Source organism: Stappia sp. (assembly GCF_048261845.1).
Classification (GTDB): Bacteria; Pseudomonadota; Alphaproteobacteria; order Rhizobiales; family Stappiaceae; genus Stappia.
Genome location: NZ_JBLXFR010000016.1, coordinates 21,797 through 36,785, shown reverse-complemented (window position 1 = coordinate 36,785; position 14,989 = coordinate 21,797). Strand labels below are relative to the sequence as shown.

Sequence of the window (14,989 nt, the reverse complement as noted above, 5' to 3'; positions counted from 1 at the left end):
ATGTATACGCAGGTCGTGCGGCTTGTCGAGTTCAAAGCCGACACGCGAACCGGCACGGAGGACAAGAAAACGGGGCGGAAAGCTCCGCCCCGTTGAGTTGGTCTGTGAGCGATCGCCCGGGCGGGCGAGACGCGCAAGGCTGGTCAGTGAGATGTCTCGGCGGACATGAACTCGAACGGCTTGGCCTCTTCGAAATGTTTCGCGGCGTTGCCGGCATAATAGTTGCCGCCAGCGATCGGCAGCTTCTTCGGCTTGGCTGTCTTGGAGAAGTCGAGGTCAGCGAAATTGACCCAGAAGGTGTTTGGAGTGGTGGCCGAGTCAAAGAAGTAGACCAGGTTTGTCTGGTCGGCCGCGACACGCCACAGGGTCGAGGCGATGTTCGGCTTGTCCGGGGTGCTGATGCCGAGCGGCACGCTGACGCTGCGCATCAGGGAGAGGGACTGGGCCACGGCCTGGTTGGCGTAGCTCTTGCCCGGGACCGCGCTGATGTAGTTCTTGTCGAGCTTCTTGCTGGCGGCGTCCAGCAGGTAAGACGCGCGCACGAAGCGGTCGGCCGCGCTGACAGTGCCCGGCAGGAAGGCGTCGCCGCCGATGTTCGACCAGTAGGTGTTGAGCGCCAGCTGCTGGTCGTAGACCGGCGAGTTGGTCATCACCTTGTAGTCCTTGCTGTGATGGATGACGAGTTCACCCTTCACATATTCGAAGATCGCCGAATCGCCGCTCGGATCGGATACCGAAAGGTGAAGCGATGCCGCCGAGCCATTCGGCAGCTTCGGAGCCACGATGTGCAACGGAGTGTTCTTCATTGCCTCGACCGTCTCCGCGACCGTGGCGAAGTTGTCGAGCACGTATTGCGCCCACATGCCGATGACCATCGGCGGATTGTTGCTGTCGGAGCCGTAGTCGCTCTCGGCAAGGTAGAGAAGGTTGGCGACAAGGCCTTTCTCGTTCATTCCGTCGGCGCTGGCGGTGTTGTAGCCCGAAGCGATGACGCTGCCGTACTGGGCAGTCCATTCCGGCGATCCGGCGCCGGCATTGCCGCTGCGCTTCATCCCTCGCGGGAAGACCCACAGATCGGTCTGCATGTCCTCCATCCAGTCCATGTTGCGGCCGGTTATGACGGTGTTGTTGTCGCCGACGAAGACTGTACGGGTGCAGGCGAGCGCGGTGTGCGGCAGGACACTGGCGCCGAACATGAAGGCGGCGGTGAGGGCGGAAAGGACTTTGGTTTTGGACATGCGAAACGATCCTTGAAGCCTGGAGACGAAATGGGCGTCCCTTTGTGTAACGGGGCTTCGTTAATGAAACCGGAAAATTCACAATGAAATTATAGGGTTAAATGAAGTTCAGGCTTTCCGGCCCTTGCCGTTGCGGCAGGCCGATGGCACTGGAATGCAAAAAGCCCCGCAGATGCGGGGCTTGGAGCAGAGGCACGATTGTCGGCGCCGGGGGTTGGCAGATCGCCCCGAAAAAGCGCCGGCTACCGGTGTCAGGTGTTGAACTTGAAGAGCAGGACGTCGCCGTCCTTGACGATGTACTCCTTGCCTTCGTCGCGCGCCTTGCCGGCATCCTTCGCAGCGGTCTCGCCGCCGAGCGCCACGTAGTCGTCGAAGCCGATCGTCTGGGCCCGGATGAAGCCGCGCTCGAAGTCCGAATGGATGACGCCCGCGGCCTGCGGTGCCTTGGTGCCCTTGCTGATCGTCCAGGCGCGGGCCTCCTTGGGACCGGCCGTGAAATAGGTGATCAGGTCGAGCAGGTCGTAGCCGGCGCGGATCAGCCGGTCGAGACCGGGTTCCTCGAGCCCCATCGTCTCCATGTATTCTGCCTGCTCGACCTCTTCGAGCTGGGCGATCTCCGCCTCGATCGCGGCGGAAATGACCACGCAGGCAGCCCCTTCCGCTTCCGCCAGGGCGCGCACGCGCTCCGACTGGGCGTTGCCGGTGCCGGCGGCGCTTTCCTCGACATTGCAGACATAGAGGATCGGCTTGGTCGTCAGGAGGTTGAGGCCGGCGAGGATCTTCCTGTCCTCGGGCGTGGAGGCATCGACGAGGCGGGCGGGCTTGCCGTCCTGCAGCAGGGCAAGGGCGGCTTCCATCACCGGGATGACGGCCTTCGCCTCCTTGTCGCTGACCGTTGCCTTCTTCTTCAGCGGCGCGAGGCGGCGCTCGAGGCTCTCCATGTCGGCGATCATCAGCTCCGTCTCGACGGTCTGGGCATCGGCGATCGGATCGATGCGTCCGTCGACATGGGTGATGTCGTCATCCTCGAAGCAGCGCAGCACATGGGCGATGGCATCGACCTCGCGAATGTTGGCGAGGAACTGGTTGCCCAGACCCTCGCCCTTCGAGGCGCCGCGCACGAGGCCGGCGATGTCGACGAAGGTCAGACGGGTCGGCACGATGCTGGCGGACTTGGCGATGCGCGCGATGTCGCGAAGGCGCGGATCCGGCACGGCGACCTCGCCGGTATTCGGCTCGATGGTGCAGAACGGATAGTTCGCGGCCTGTGCCGCCGCCGTCTTCGTCAGCGCGTTGAAGAGCGTGGACTTGCCCACATTCGGCAGGCCGACAATGCCGCACTGGAAACCCATCTTGGCTAGTCCTTCTTTCCAAACATGCGGGCCAACTGCTCGGCGAGCGCGCCGCCGGGGCCCTTGCTGTCGCCACCAAGGGCCGCCAGGGGAGGGGCAACGGGTGCACGGGCGCCGGCCGGGGCCTTCGCCTTGCCCTGTCGCTCCGGCTTTTCCGGGCTCACCGCGCGGTGGAGACGGTTGCAGAATTCCGAATGATGTCCGCCGACCAGCAGGCCGGCCTCGCTCGCGAGGCAATCGAGCAGCGGATCGAGCCAGTCGGCCTCGGCCTTGGCGAAATCACCGAGAACATGGGTGGTGACGCGGTCCTTGTGGCCGGGATGGCCGATGCCGAGTCGCACCCGCGAATATTCCTTGCCGAGATGGGCATCGATGGAGCGGATGCCGTTGTGGCCGCCGCTGCCGCCGCCCACCTTCGTGCGCACCTTGCCGGGAGCAAGGTCGAGCTCGTCGTAAAGGACGATCACGTCGGCCGGGGTGAGCTTGTAGAAGCGGGCCGCCTCGCCAACGGAGCGGCCCGATTCGTTCATGTAGGTCTGGGGTTTCATCAGGAGGACCTTGTCGCCCTCCAGAACCCCTTCGCTGACCTCCGCCTGGAAGCGGCTGCGCCAGGGGCCGAAACCGGCATGCCGGCCGTGGATCGCGTCCACGGCCAGAAAACCGATATTGTGGCGGTTGCGGGCGTATTTCGCGCCCGGATTGCCAAGCCCAACGATGAGGCGCATGGGATCTCCCCGTCACTTCCCGTCGCAGGCAGACGACCGCAGAGCCGGACCTTAGTCCTCGCTCTCCTCGTCCTCGACTTCTTCCTCGTCGTCGCTGTCCGAGGCGGCGCCACCGCCAGGTGCGGCGATCGTGGCGACGGTGAAGTCGCGGTCGGTGATCGTCGGCGCGCAGCCGGCCGGGATCTCGATCGCGGAGATGTGGATCGAGTCGCCGACGTCGGCCTTGGCCAGGTCGATGACGAGCGCGTCCGGAATGGCGTCGGCCGGAACGGTCATCTCGACCGTGTGGCGCACCACGTTCAGCACGCCGCCGGCGCGAATGCCCGGGCACTTCTCTTCATTGATGAAATGCACGGGGATGTCGACCGTCAGCGAGGAGCCCTTGGCAACGCGCAGGAAGTCGACATGAATGAGGTCGTCGCGGACGGGGTCGAGCTGGTAGTCCTTGGCGATCACCCGGTGGGCAACGCCGTCGACCTCGATCGTCCCGAGATTGGTCATGAAGCCGCCGCGATGCAGGGCGATCGTCGATTCCTTGAGCGGAATGGCGATCGGCAGGGCGGGCTTCTTGTCGCCGTAGATGACGGCGGGAACGAGGGCCTCACGGCGAAGCGCACGAGCGGCCCCCTTGCCAACCCGGTCCCTCACCGAAGCCTTCAGCACATAGCCTTCAGCCATGGTAGTTCTCCTTCAGATTGTCGTGAATGCGGACCTCCGTTGCGTCTGGTGCAAACGGACAGCCCTCATGCGCCGCCTCCAGGGGTGCAGGTGCGCGCCGGTGCTATAGCCGAAGCCGCGCCAAAGGGCAAGCCGCGCGGCGGTTTCCGGCGCTTCGTCGCCTGCCGGGCCCGGGTGGGGCCATCTCGGCAGAATCCCGAACTTGCAACTCTTCGAAAATGGGGGTGTTGTAAGCCGACTTGTGGTCCGGCACCTTTCGGCCGGGCATTTCGTGTCGATGAACCGACGGGTGCGATGTTGAACTGGCTGGTACGAATTTGCGCTGTTCTTGTGGTTTTTGCCGGGGCGGGGATGTCCTGGGCGGCCGGGCTCAATGTCTTCGAGAAGGACTTGACGCTGTTGGCGCGTGAGCGCCTTCAGGCGATCGCGGCGGCGGATGTGGTCGTCGAGGCGGTGCGGGCCCAGAACCGGGTGACGGCCTCCTATGACCAGGCGCGCATCGGGGAACTTGATGCGGTCTGGCGAGACGAGGTGGCCTCGGGCAGCCGGGCGCTCATCGGCGAGGTTCTGGACAGGCCGGTGTCGAGATATCTGGCGCAGATGCAGGAGGCCAGCGAAGGCCTCTTCACGGAAATCATCCTGATGGACGGGCGGGGGCTCAATGTCGGGATAAGCCAGGCAACCAGCGACTACTGGCAGGGCGACGAGGACAAGTGGCAGAAGATCGTGCCGGTTGGTCCGCAGGCGCTGCATATCGGACCGCTGGAGGAAGACCTGTCCACCCGGACCGTGCAGAGCCAGGTCAGCCTTCCCGTCGTCGACCCGCAGACGGGCGCGGTCATCGGGGCGCTGGCGATCGGTGTCGACGTCGAGGAAATCTGACACGCCGCACCCGTCGCGCCGCACCCGTCCGCGTCTGATCCGCTCTCCGGCACACGCCCTTCCTGCTCCAATAGCCAGCCTGCACAGATTGACAAGGCGGCCGGCCTGGGCTCACCTGCCACCCCCGGCGTGGCCGGTGCGTGGCCCGGGGCGGTGAACCCCGGCGAAGTCCGACCCCTGTCCGGGCGGGGAGCCATGCGCCGCGAACACTGCGAGCGGAAAGACGAGCCGGCGACAGGATCACCGGCCACAACTGGGAGGTAGCCATGACGGCACTGACGAAACGCGGATTTGTGAAACTTGTTGCGGCGGCGGGCGTTGTGGCCGGCGTGTCCCTTGCTCCCGTCGCCCCGGCCGTGGCCGCCGACAAGATCACCGTCGGCGCGCTGCGCTTCACCTCCCATGCGCCGAGCTTCATTGCCTTCGAGCGCGGCTATTTCGCCGACGAGGGGCTCGAGGTGACTTTCGAGTATTTCCAGGCGGCGCAGCCGATGGCGGTGGCCATCGCGTCCGGGGATGTCGACTTCGGCGTCACCGCGATTTCCGGCGGCCTGATCAATCTCGCCGAGAAAGGCGCCATCAAGGTTGTCGGCGGCGCCCTGCAGGAGGAGGCCGGCATCGACGGCCAGATGATCCTCGTCTCCAAGGCGGCCCATGATGCCGGCGTGACGTCGCCGGCCGGACTGAAGGGCAAGAGCTTCGGCATCACCCAGACGGGCTCTTCCTTCCACTACATCGCCCACAAGATCGCCGACAAGGAGGGCTTCGACCGCTCCGAGATCACCCTGCGCCCGCTGCAGAAGGTCGGTGCGGTGATCGGCGCGCTGAAGACCGGGCAGATCGATGCCTGGGCCATCGTTCCGCATATCGCCAAGCCGCTGGCGGCGGGGCCGGAGATCGAGGCGATCGGCATGGTCGCGGACTACATTCCCGACTACCAGGTAACGACGGTCTTCACGTCCACCGCCAACACGGTCGACAAGCCGGACCTGGTGAAGCGCTTCCTGGCGGCTTTCTCCAAGGGAGCGGACGATTTCAATGCCGCCCTGGTCGACAACACGGCCGGTGAGGCCGAAGCCGAGGCGATGCTCAAGCTGCTGCACAAGTATGTCTACAACGATCGGCCGTTCGAGAAGGCCGCGCCGTCGATCCGCAACGGCGCCATGCGGGTCAACAAGAACGCGAAGCTGAACATGACCTCGATCGCGGACCAGCTCGCCTGGTTCCAGTCGGAGAAGCTCGTGCCGGAATCGGTCAGCATGGAGATGCTGGTCGATTCCAGCTTCGTCGAGACCGACTGACGGACAAGACGGGGCGCGACCGGCATGGACCTCCTGCTTCGCGGGATCACGCATCGTTACGGCGCGACCGAGGTGCTGAGCGATATCGACCTGGCCGTCGGCGAGGGCGAGATCGTGTGCATCATCGGTCCGTCGGGCTGCGGGAAATCCACCCTGCTGCGCTTCATCGGCGGGCTGGAGCGGCCGGACGAGGGCGAGGTGCTGTTGTCCGGACCGGTGCCCCCCGGCTCGCTCAACCCGCTCACCTATGTTTTCCAGGACTTTGCGCTGCTGCCCTGGCGCAGCGTCGAGGCGAACGTCTCCCTCGTGCTGGAAGACCATCCCATGAGCGGGCCTGAGCGCGAGGAGATCGTCGCCGATGTCCTCGCCCGCACCGGCCTGTCGGAGTTTCGCAAGGCGCTGCCCCGGCAGCTGTCCGGCGGCATGAAGCAGCGTGTGGCCATCGCCCGCGCGCTCAGCGTGCGCCCGGCGGTGATGCTGATGGACGAGCCGCTGTCGGCGCTCGACAGCCAGACGCGCGAGCTGCTGATGGACGACCTCGTCGACCTGTGGCAGCGCGAGCGTTTTACCGCCTGCTACGTCACGCACAATCTTGCCGAAGCCGTGCGTCTCGGTCACCGGATCGTGGTCCTGTCGCGGCGCCCGGGGCGGATCCGCAAGATCGTCGAGATCGACCGGGACCTTGCCGACCGGGGGGCGGGCGACAGCGAGCTCGACGCCATCCAGCGTGATCTCTGGCAGTTGTTGCGCGACGAGGCGCGGGCCGCCGACAGGGAGATCGCCGATGGCGTCGCTTGAGGGATCGCAGACGGTCCAGCCCGCCGCAGCCGCTGCCGGAAGCGGTACGTCGCCGGCGACGGATGACGGGGTGCGGCCGGTGCCCTATCGCGGCGGCGGTTTTCGCCCGGTGCCGGTTCGGTTCGTCGGACTGTTCGTGTTTGTCGCCATCATCGCCCTGTGGGAAGCCGGGTCGCGCAGCGGCGTGATCAGCAATCTGGTTCTGCCCGCCCCGAGCGAGGCGTTCGAGGCGTTCCGCTACCTGGTGGAATCGGGGCAGCTCTGGCGGCATCTTGCCGCCTCGCTGCAGCGGCTGGTGATCGGCTGGACGCTCGGCATGTCGCTTGGCGTGGCGGCCGGGCTGATGATCGGGTTGTTCTCGCTGGCGCGCGCCGGCCTGCTGCCGCTGGTCTCGGCCCTGTTCCCGATCCCGAAGATCGCGCTTTTGCCGCTGTTCGTCATCTGGTTCGGCATTGGCGAGGGTTCGAAGGTGGCGACCATCCTGTTCGGCTCGTTCTTCCCCACGGTGATCGCCACCTATGGCGGCGTCGACAATGTCGACCGTACGCTTGTGCGGATGGGCCAGTCCTTCGGCCTGTCCTGGTGGTCGATCGTGCGCAAGATCATCCTGCCGGGCGCGATGCCGGCAATCCTGTCCGGGTGCCGCATCTCCGCCTCGATCGCGATCATCCTGCTGGTGGCGGCCGAGATGATCGGCGCCGAATACGGCGTCGGCGCCTACATCCTGATGGCCGGCAGCCTGTTCGCCACCGACCAGCTGCTCGCCGGTGTCGCCATCCTCTCCGTTCTGGGTCTCACCGTCGGCTGGCTGATCGGCAAGGCGGAGCGCTGGCTGCTTGGCTGGCGCGGCTGAACCTCAGCGCGCGCCGACGCGCTCGTAGATGCCGATTTCTCCGGAACGGCCGACGGAATGGACATCGTAGCGGGCCGACGGGTCATCGCCCATGCCGAGCGAGCCCGACGGCATGCCCGGCACGGCGAGCCCGGCAATCGGGGGGCGGTTGGCCAGCAGCCGCTCGACCGAGGAGAGCGGCACGTGGCCCTCGATGAAATAACCCTCCACCAGCGCGGTGTGGCACCCCTCCATGGCGGCCGGCACGCCGGCCTTCGCCTTGACCGGAGCAAGGTCCTCCCGGTTCTCGACGACGATCTCGTAACCTGCCGCGCGCATCGCGTCGGACCATGCCTCGCAGCAGCCGCACCAGGGGGACTTCCACACGGTCATGGTTTCGCCTGCGGCTGCGGCCGGCTGAGCGGCGGAAAGTGACGCGGCGAGCATCGCAGCGAGGGCGAAAGCGGCATGTGTCTTCATGGGACGGGGTCCTTCCTGTCATCTATCGCCAGATAGTGTCCGGCTTCCAGCAGGGGCAAGGTCAAGGGGAACCGCCACGTGGCGGGGCGGGCGGACACGTTTGCCCATCCCTTGCCGGGCACCGGGTGCGGGCTATTTTCATGGCTGTGCCGGGATCGCGCGCGTGCGCCCGCCGGCCTCTTTGACACGGGAGGATAGGACATGCCGGTTCCAGGACCGCTTGCCATTGCTGTTTTCACCCTGCTGCCCGCCGTGGCTCTCGCGGACAGCCATCGCACCCCGGCGCCGGAGGGCGCCTCGGTCTACTTCATCGCGCCGCAGGACGGCGCGACGGTCGCCAGCCCGGTGACCGTGGCGTTCGGGCTGAGCGGCATGGGAGTTGCGCCGGCGGGGGTGGAGAAGGAGAAGACCGGCCATCACCACCTGCTGATCGACCAGACGCTGGAAGACTATGACAACGCCATTCCGGCGGACGACAACCATCGCCATTTCGGCGGCGGCCAGACCGAAACCCGCTTGGAGCTGGCGCCCGGCACGCACCGGCTGCAGCTCATCCTGGGCGATCACAACCACATCCCGCACCTTCCGCCCGTGGAATCGCAGGTGATCAGCATCACCGTGGAGTGAGCGTGGCCCTGGCGGCGGAGGGCGCCGGACGGGTGGGCGGAAAAACAAAACGGCGGGGTTGCCCCCGTCGTTCGTTCAGTTCGCAAAACGATGCGTCGTGTTCAACCGAACAGGCTCGACACCGACTGTTCCAGCGCGGTGCGCGAAATCGCTTCGCCCATCAACGGGGCGATCGAGATTGCGCGGATGTTCGGGGCGGCAAGGACGGCGGCCGTCGGCTCGATGGAATTGGTGATCACCAGTTCCTTGAGCTTTGAGGAGGTAACGCGGGCGACCGCGCCGCCGGACAACACGCCGTGGGTGATGTAGGCGGTCACCGACTTGGCGCCCTGGTCGAGCAGGGCCTCGGCGGCATTGCACAAGGTGCCGCCCGAATCGACGATGTCGTCGACGAGGATGCAGTCGCGGCCCGTCGGATCGCCGATGATGTTCATCACCTCGGACTCGCCAGGCTTGTCACGGCGCTTGTCGACGATGGCGAGCGGCGCGTCGATGCGCTTGGCCAGCGCGCGGGCACGCACCACGCCGCCGACATCGGGCGAGACGACCATGACGTTGTCGGTCGAGTAGCGTTCCTTGATGTCGCGCGTCATCACCGGGGCGGCGAAGAGGTTGTCCGTCGGGATGTCGAAAAAGCCCTGGATCTGGCCGGCATGCAGGTCGAGCGTGAGAACGCGATGAGCACCGGCATGGGTGATCAGGTTGGCGACCAGCTTGGCCGAGATGGGGGTGCGGCCGGAGGCGCGGCGGTCCTGGCGGGCATAGCCGAAATACGGCACCACGGCGGTGATGCGCTTGGCCGAGGAGCGGCGCAGCGCGTCGATGACGATGAGCAGCTCCATCAGGTGGTCGTTGGCGGGAAAGCTTGTCGACTGGAGAACGAAGACGTCCTCGCCGCGCACGTTCTCCTGGAGTTCGACGAAAATTTCCTGGTCGGCGAAGCGGCGCACCTGGCATTTGGCCAGCGGCGCGCCGAGATAGTGCGATATTTCCTCGGCAAGCGCGCGATTGGAATTGCCCGCGACGATCTTCATGGCCCGCAAGTCCTTTCTTGGATCCGTTGCCGCAGGGGGCGGCTCCGGCACGACAGGCTCACACGTGGTCTGTCTGGTCTTTGTTGGTGGCCCTGGTCTAGGCGCGGCCGGCCGGACCGGGGTCCGGCATCGTCACGGCCGTTCCTCCATCAGGCGGCGGCGTTTTAACAACGCCTCCCGGGTTTCACAACCGGCCAGTGCGTGTGTGAGCACGTTTTTCGGAAAGTCGGTAACCGGAACCGTGGGAAGCGGCGGCTGCACGGTCATGTCCGGCGGAACGGATTCGACATCCGGTCTCCGCCTCCCGCGCGCGCCACGCCGCATGGTGGCCCCTGAAGTTCCGCGGGAATCGCCTGCTTGCCAGCGGTTCGCCAGGCCCGGGGATCTGCGGTCGGACATGCCGAACGGTTGCGCAGATGCCGGGGGCGGGCCACTAGCGGCGGATCCAGGCGGCGAGTTCGCTGACCGAGCGCCGTGCGGCGCGGTTGAGCGCATCGTCGTCGATGCCCGACCACGGATCGCCCGAGGCGCCGGATGCCGATTCCTGCCCGAGAATCCTGTGCAGCCGGTTGCCGGACGAATCGACCACGTCGAAGACATAGAACAGGGTTGTCGCCGACTGGTTTCCCGAAGCGGACAGATACCCGTTGATCCGGTAGGTGGCGGGGGCGCCGACCCGGCGCACCACGTTCAGGTTCTGGTTGCGGGCCTCGTTGCCGATCTGCCGCGACAGGGCATCGGCAATGTTGCCGGGCGCGCCGGTGAACGGCTCGAATGCCACGGTCGCCTGGTCGGCAGGCACCGAGAGCGCCGGAGAACTTGCCGCGGGGCGGTCGTTTTCGGCGACATAGGCCGGGGGAAGAGGCTGTCCGGCGCAGGCGGCCAGCAGCAATGCGAGAGCCGGGACGGCGCCGCGCAGAACGGTCTTGCGGAAGGTGGAAAGCACGTTCATCTCGCCTTGTCTGTCCGTTTCCGTCATCGCTTCGGTGGTCGGCGGTCGCGCCCGGTTGTCAGCGCGTGCGCGTCACGCTCGACCATGTTTCGTTTCCTCGTTTATCCCGCCTTGACCGGGAGGTCGAGGGGGAGCTTGGAAAGGCATTCGGCCGGCCCTTCGCGCGTCAGGTAGGTCTGGCCGAGCGACATGGCCGCGCCGCTGTCTGAATCCGCCAGGATCATGTGCACGAAAACCACCATGTCGGGGACGATCCGTGCCGGGTTGGCGCGATACGCCATCGGCCAGTCCATCCAGCTGGGAGCGAAGCGGGCACCGAGCGAATAGCCGCAGGCATTGAGACGGTGTGCGCCTTCGTCGCGTGCGTCGATCTCGCGCGCATGGGCATCGAACACCTCGCCGAAGCTGCGCCCGGGGACGAGGCATTGCTCCACGGCGGCGAGCGCGGCACGGGCGGCTTCGTAAAGAGCGATGTGACGGGCGGTCGGTTCGCCGACGACCACCGTGCGCATGGCGGCGACATGGTAGCGCCGGTAGACGCCGGCCCATTCCAGGGTCAGCTGGTCGCTGGCATCCAACGTCCGCCGCCCGGACTGATAGCGGCACAGCAGCGCCTCGGGGCCGGAGCCGATGATGAACTCGTTGCCGGGATAGTCGCCGCCGCCGGCAAAGACCGCGCCTTGCATCGCGGCCAGGATGTCGCCCTCGCGCGCGCCGGGGCCGATCAGAGGCAGCGCGGCCTCATAGGCGGCATCGGTGAGCGCGGCGGCACGGCGCACGTAGGCGATTTCGGCCGGCGTCTTCACCGAGCGGAGCACCGCAACCAGCGAGGAGGCATCCTCCAGCAGCGCGAAATCCGCCAGCAGTGTCGCGATGTCGATGGCGATCCGGCCGGTCATGCCATGGGTGTCGTATTCGACGCCGATGCGGTTGCCGTTCAGTCCGAGTTCGAACAGCAGGTCGCGCAACTGAAGCACCGGCGAGGCGCCGTCGCGATCCTCCCAGACACGGATGTCGTCGACGGTCGAGGTCAGCTGTGCCTGCCGCAGGTCGGCGGAGCGGGTCAGCAGCACGATGCGGCCGTCGCGGGTGACGATCATCGACTGGAAGAAGCAGAAGCCGAACGTGTCGTAACCGGTGAGCCAGTACATGCTCTCCTGGGCAAAGAGCAGCATCGCGTCGCGGCGTTCTTCCGCCATGCGCGCCGTCAGCGTCTGCAACCGGGTGGCGTATTCCTCCCGCGAGAAGGCAAGGGACATGGTCAGTTTCCGCTGATCGAGATGGCCGAGACGAGACGTCCGTAATCCGCTTCGCCCTTGTGGGTGGAGCGACGGTAGGAGAAGAAGAGGTCTTCTTCCAGATAGGTGCAGCGGCCGAGATTGCTGGCACGCGCGACACCCGCCGCGTTCAGCCGCGACAGGATGTAGGCGGGCAGGTCGAACAGGGCGTGGCCCTCGCGGTCCGCCGGGGAGAAGAACCGGTCGTTGCCGGCATCGGCCTTCAGGAAGCGTTCGGCGAATTCGTCGCCGACCTCGTAGCTGGCGCGGGAGATCGTGGGGCCAAGCACCGCGATCGTGCGGTCGCGGCGTGCGCCGAGGCCTTCCATGGCGGCAAGGGTCGCCTCCAGCACGCCGGTAAGGGCGCCGCGCCAGCCGGAATGGGCCGCGCCGATCACCCTTGCGCCGGGGTCGGCGAACAGCACCGGTCCGCAGTCGGCGGTGGAGATGGCGAGCGCGATGCCGGGCCGGTCGGTCACCAGCGCATCGCCGCGCGGCTGCTCGTCGGGCGTCCAGGGGCTGTCGACGACGATCGCGTCGGGGGAATGATGCTGGTGCGGCGAGACCAGGGCGCCGGGCGCAACGCCGAGCAGGCTGGCGACCCGGGTGCGGTTCTCCAGCACAGCGGCGCGCTCGTCGGCCGAGCCGAGGCCGACATTGAGGCTGGAATAGATGCCCGAGGAAACGCCGCCCTTGCGGGTGAAGAAGCCATGCGAGAGGCCGTCAAGCGCGGAAAGGTCGGGGGAGGTCAGCATCGGGCGGGAAGCCTGTCCTGTCATGGAGCGCGGGATGAGGGGAACGGAAGACGCGGGCGCGATGGTGGGTGCATCGACGCCCGCTGTCAAACGGGATCGAAGGGTATCAGCGACACGGCGTCAGGGGCGATGACCAGCACCTTGAAGAGGTCGCCCATCTGGTCCGGCGCGGCCAGCCGCTCGACCTCGCCGCGGATGCGGTCCCGGTCCTCTTCACTCTTGTTGGCGCCGAGTTGCCCGGCGCGCTCCAGCAGGCCGAGGGCAAGCAGGAATTCTCCCTGTCCCAGAAGCCGGCGCGGGCGCAGCGGGGCAAGGTTTGCTGCCCTGGCAAGAGCCTCGAAATTGACATGGGCGGTGAGATCGCACAGGCCCGGTGCCTCGAGCACGGGCACATGCTGATGCCCGCGCAGGGCCTGCAGCGTGTCGCCGGCGGCCGTGCGGCCATAGCCGTAGTCGATGGCGAGCAGTGCCCCGCCCTGCGCGGCAAGCCGCGTGGCAAGGTCCTGCACAAGCGCATTGGCGAGGGGTTGCGTCTCGATCACCGTGCCTTCCGGCGCCCCTGCAAGGCTGCTGGCAAGGTCGGCATCCTCCAATACTCCGGCGCCGGCGACGAAGCGGAAGCCTTTCCCCTCGTCCGTAAGGCTGATGCAGCGTTCGCGCCAGCGGCCCTGTAGGCGGACATATTGCCGGATCGGCAGGGCGTCGAAAAACTCGTTGGCGACAATCATCAGCGGCCCGTCACCGGGCAGGGTGGCGGGCGTGTCGTGCCATTGCACCTTTGCCGCATCCGCACCGAGTGTCGCCTTCTGGATTTCACGCAGCCTCGGGCTGGTCTCCACCAGGTGAAGGCTGGCGGCGGCGCGGAACTCCGGTCGCAGGCGCGCGACGCGCAGGATGTCGGCCATCAGCGTGCCGCGACCGGGGCCCAGTTCGACCAGGTGAAATTTTTCCGGCGCGCCTGAGGCGGCATGGGCGTGGACGAGCCAGGCGCCGATGATTTCGCCGAAGAGCTGGCTGACCTCGGGCGCGGTGATGAAATCGCCGCCGGCACCGAAGGGTTCGGCGCGCATGTAGTAGCCGTGCTGCGGATCGGCGAGGCACAGCGCCATGTAGTCGAAGACCGAGAGCGGTCCGGCGGTCTCGATCAGCGCGCGGATCCGTGCCGCCAGCGGCGTCTCTGCCTGCCCGCCCTCGTTCACGGGCGGGTCTCGCCCGTCTTTTCGCCGGCTTCCGCGGGGGGACGGCGCAGGGCGCGCACGATCGCGAAGAGGCCGGCGGCGATCATGGGCAGCGACAGGACGATGCCCATGGTCAGGCCGAACTGGAGATAGCCGATATGGGCGTCGGGCACGCGGAAGAGTTCGACGAAGGAACGCGACAGCCCGTAACCGAGCGCGAACGTGCCGGCGACGAGGCCGGGACGGCGGAAGCCGCCGCGCGCAAGGACGATCCGTGTCACAAGCAGCAGCAGCAGGCCTTCCAGCGCGGCTTCATAGAGCTGGCTCGGGTGACGCGGCTCCGGTCCGGCGCCGGGAAAGACGAAGGCCCAAGGCACATCCGTGACGCGGCCCCACAATTCGCCATTGATGAAGTTGGCAAGGCGCCCGAAGAAGAGCCCGATGGGCGCGACCGCGCCGGCAAGGTCGAACATCGTCCACACGGGGATGCCGCGACGCCAGGCGAAGATCACCATGGCGGCGACGACGCCGAGAAAACCGCCGTGGAAGGACATGCCGCCGGACCAGACCTGCAGGATGTCGAGAGGGTTCTGCAGGTAGTAGCCGGGGGCGTAGAACAGCACGTAGCCGAGGCGTCCGCCGAGGATCGTTCCCAGCGTCGCGTAGACGACGAAGTCGTCGATGTCGACGAGACCGGGCCGCGGCGCGCCGCCCCACAGGCCGTCCCTGGCGACGAGCCCGCGCATGTAGCGCCAGCCGATGAGCAGGCCGGCGATATAGGCCAGCGCATACCAGCGGATGGCGAAAGGACCGAGCTCGATCAGCACGGGATCGATGGCGGGAAAGGGCAGGACGAGAACGGGCATGGCGCCTCCGGCTG

General features: G+C 66.7%; 16 protein-coding genes. 5 read left to right on the top strand and 11 right to left on the bottom strand.

Annotated features, from left to right (window positions below):
• Positions 1-143: 143 nt before the first annotated feature.
• The 4 genes from ACN0T5_RS09015 to ACN0T5_RS09000 all read right to left on the bottom strand — a co-directional run bounded on the left by ACN0T5_RS09015 (position 144) and on the right by ACN0T5_RS09000 (position 3,993).
• On the bottom strand, positions 144-1,238 hold the full coding sequence (locus ACN0T5_RS09015) for a linear amide C-N hydrolase (RefSeq protein WP_417768291.1): 1,095 nt from the start codon (positions 1,236-1,238) through the stop codon (positions 144-146).
• Between the two features lie 251 nt (positions 1,239-1,489).
• Complete coding sequence (ychF, locus tag ACN0T5_RS09010) at positions 1,490-2,590, bottom strand: redox-regulated ATPase YchF (RefSeq protein ID WP_417768290.1); 1,101 nt, start codon at positions 2,588-2,590, stop codon at positions 1,490-1,492.
• Between the two features lie 5 nt (positions 2,591-2,595).
• Positions 2,596-3,315 carry an aminoacyl-tRNA hydrolase gene (gene pth, locus ACN0T5_RS09005; RefSeq protein ID WP_417768289.1) on the bottom strand — a complete coding sequence of 240 codons (720 nt, stop codon included), beginning with the start codon at positions 3,313-3,315 and terminating at the stop codon, positions 2,596-2,598.
• Between the two features lie 51 nt (positions 3,316-3,366).
• Complete coding sequence (locus ACN0T5_RS09000; RefSeq protein WP_417768288.1) at positions 3,367-3,993, bottom strand: 50S ribosomal protein L25/general stress protein Ctc; 627 nt, start codon at positions 3,991-3,993, stop codon at positions 3,367-3,369.
• A 351-nt stretch (positions 3,994-4,344) separates the two neighbouring features.
• On the opposite strand from ACN0T5_RS09000, the gene ACN0T5_RS08995 reads away from it, so the two are divergent.
• The 4 genes from ACN0T5_RS08995 (at position 4,345) to ACN0T5_RS08980 (ending at position 7,827) form a co-directional block, all read left to right on the top strand.
• Positions 4,345-4,875 carry a hypothetical protein gene (locus ACN0T5_RS08995; RefSeq protein ID WP_417768287.1) on the top strand — a complete coding sequence of 177 codons (531 nt, stop codon included), beginning with the start codon at positions 4,345-4,347 and terminating at the stop codon, positions 4,873-4,875.
• Between the two features lie 266 nt (positions 4,876-5,141).
• The gene (locus tag ACN0T5_RS08990) at positions 5,142-6,176 is read left to right on the top strand and encodes an ABC transporter substrate-binding protein (protein ID WP_417768286.1); all 1,035 of its coding nucleotides are present in this window, start codon (positions 5,142-5,144) and stop codon (positions 6,174-6,176) included.
• 24 nt (positions 6,177-6,200) lie between these two features.
• The gene (locus ACN0T5_RS08985; RefSeq protein ID WP_417768285.1) at positions 6,201-6,974 is read left to right on the top strand and encodes an ABC transporter ATP-binding protein; all 774 of its coding nucleotides are present in this window, start codon (positions 6,201-6,203) and stop codon (positions 6,972-6,974) included.
• On the top strand, positions 6,961-7,827 hold the full coding sequence (locus tag ACN0T5_RS08980; RefSeq protein WP_417768284.1) for an ABC transporter permease: 867 nt from the start codon (positions 6,961-6,963) through the stop codon (positions 7,825-7,827). The genes ACN0T5_RS08985 and ACN0T5_RS08980 overlap by 14 nt, the downstream gene beginning before the upstream one ends.
• A 3-nt stretch (positions 7,828-7,830) precedes the next feature.
• Here ACN0T5_RS08980 and ACN0T5_RS08975 read toward each other — a convergent pair whose 3' ends face one another.
• A complete protein-coding gene (locus ACN0T5_RS08975) occupies positions 7,831-8,286 on the bottom strand; it encodes a DUF411 domain-containing protein (protein ID WP_417768283.1) in 456 nt (151 codons plus the stop codon).
• Positions 8,287-8,487: 201 nt separating this feature from the next.
• On the opposite strand from ACN0T5_RS08975, the gene ACN0T5_RS08970 reads away from it, so the two are divergent.
• Positions 8,488-8,913 (top strand): DUF4399 domain-containing protein, encoded by a 426-nt coding sequence (locus tag ACN0T5_RS08970; protein ID WP_417768282.1) that lies wholly within the window; start codon positions 8,488-8,490, stop codon positions 8,911-8,913.
• A 101-nt stretch (positions 8,914-9,014) separates the two neighbouring features.
• Here the strand turns inward: ACN0T5_RS08970 and ACN0T5_RS08965 are convergent, their stop codons facing one another.
• From ACN0T5_RS08965 to lgt, 6 genes are all read right to left on the bottom strand, one after another.
• Entirely contained in the window at positions 9,015-9,947 is a 933-nt protein-coding gene (locus tag ACN0T5_RS08965) for a ribose-phosphate pyrophosphokinase (protein ID WP_417768281.1), read from the bottom strand.
• 433 nt (positions 9,948-10,380) lie between these two features.
• Entirely contained in the window at positions 10,381-10,899 is a 519-nt protein-coding gene (locus tag ACN0T5_RS08960) for a hypothetical protein (RefSeq protein ID WP_417768280.1), read from the bottom strand.
• Between the two features lie 101 nt (positions 10,900-11,000).
• Complete coding sequence (locus ACN0T5_RS08955; protein WP_417768279.1) at positions 11,001-12,158, bottom strand: M24 family metallopeptidase; 1,158 nt, start codon at positions 12,156-12,158, stop codon at positions 11,001-11,003.
• A gap of 2 nt (positions 12,159-12,160) precedes the next feature.
• Positions 12,161-12,931 carry a peptidoglycan editing factor PgeF gene (pgeF, locus tag ACN0T5_RS08950; RefSeq protein WP_417768278.1) on the bottom strand — a complete coding sequence of 257 codons (771 nt, stop codon included), beginning with the start codon at positions 12,929-12,931 and terminating at the stop codon, positions 12,161-12,163.
• 86 nt (positions 12,932-13,017) lie between these two features.
• Positions 13,018-14,130, bottom strand: coding sequence for a class I SAM-dependent methyltransferase (locus tag ACN0T5_RS08945; protein WP_417768277.1), 1,113 nt, complete (start codon positions 14,128-14,130; stop codon positions 13,018-13,020).
• Positions 14,127-14,975: a prolipoprotein diacylglyceryl transferase gene (gene lgt / locus ACN0T5_RS08940; protein ID WP_417768276.1), complete on the bottom strand. Its 849-nt coding sequence runs from the start codon at positions 14,973-14,975 to the stop codon at positions 14,127-14,129. The genes ACN0T5_RS08945 and lgt overlap by 4 nt, the downstream gene beginning before the upstream one ends.
• Between the last annotated feature and the right edge of the window lie 14 nt (positions 14,976-14,989).

What these genes read in the sequence shown, in the direction of transcription:
- ACN0T5_RS08975 (WP_417768283.1), bottom strand. Translation starts at nt 8,286, where the DNA reads ATGAAGACACATGCCGCTTTCGCCCTCGCTGCGATGCTCGCCGCGTCA.
- ACN0T5_RS08985 (WP_417768285.1), top strand. Translation starts at nt 6,201, where the DNA reads ATGGACCTCCTGCTTCGCGGGATCACGCATCGTTACGGCGCGACCGAG.
- ACN0T5_RS08955 (WP_417768279.1), bottom strand. Translation starts at nt 12,158, where the DNA reads ATGTCCCTTGCCTTCTCGCGGGAGGAATACGCCACCCGGTTGCAGACG.
- ACN0T5_RS09000 (WP_417768288.1), bottom strand. Translation starts at nt 3,993, where the DNA reads ATGGCTGAAGGCTATGTGCTGAAGGCTTCGGTGAGGGACCGGGTTGGC.
- ACN0T5_RS09015 (WP_417768291.1), bottom strand. Translation starts at nt 1,238, where the DNA reads ATGTCCAAAACCAAAGTCCTTTCCGCCCTCACCGCCGCCTTCATGTTC.
- ACN0T5_RS08965 (WP_417768281.1), bottom strand. Translation starts at nt 9,947, where the DNA reads ATGAAGATCGTCGCGGGCAATTCCAATCGCGCGCTTGCCGAGGAAATA.
- ACN0T5_RS08960 (WP_417768280.1), bottom strand. Translation starts at nt 10,899, where the DNA reads ATGAACGTGCTTTCCACCTTCCGCAAGACCGTTCTGCGCGGCGCCGTC.
- ACN0T5_RS08980 (WP_417768284.1), top strand. Translation starts at nt 6,961, where the DNA reads ATGGCGTCGCTTGAGGGATCGCAGACGGTCCAGCCCGCCGCAGCCGCT.
- ychF (WP_417768290.1), bottom strand. Translation starts at nt 2,590, where the DNA reads ATGGGTTTCCAGTGCGGCATTGTCGGCCTGCCGAATGTGGGCAAGTCC.
- lgt (WP_417768276.1), bottom strand. Translation starts at nt 14,975, where the DNA reads ATGCCCGTTCTCGTCCTGCCCTTTCCCGCCATCGATCCCGTGCTGATC.
- ACN0T5_RS08990 (WP_417768286.1), top strand. Translation starts at nt 5,142, where the DNA reads ATGACGGCACTGACGAAACGCGGATTTGTGAAACTTGTTGCGGCGGCG.
- pth (WP_417768289.1), bottom strand. Translation starts at nt 3,315, where the DNA reads ATGCGCCTCATCGTTGGGCTTGGCAATCCGGGCGCGAAATACGCCCGC.
- ACN0T5_RS08995 (WP_417768287.1), top strand. Translation starts at nt 4,345, where the DNA reads ATGTCCTGGGCGGCCGGGCTCAATGTCTTCGAGAAGGACTTGACGCTG.
- ACN0T5_RS08970 (WP_417768282.1), top strand. Translation starts at nt 8,488, where the DNA reads ATGCCGGTTCCAGGACCGCTTGCCATTGCTGTTTTCACCCTGCTGCCC.
- pgeF (WP_417768278.1), bottom strand. Translation starts at nt 12,931, where the DNA reads ATGCTGACCTCCCCCGACCTTTCCGCGCTTGACGGCCTCTCGCATGGC.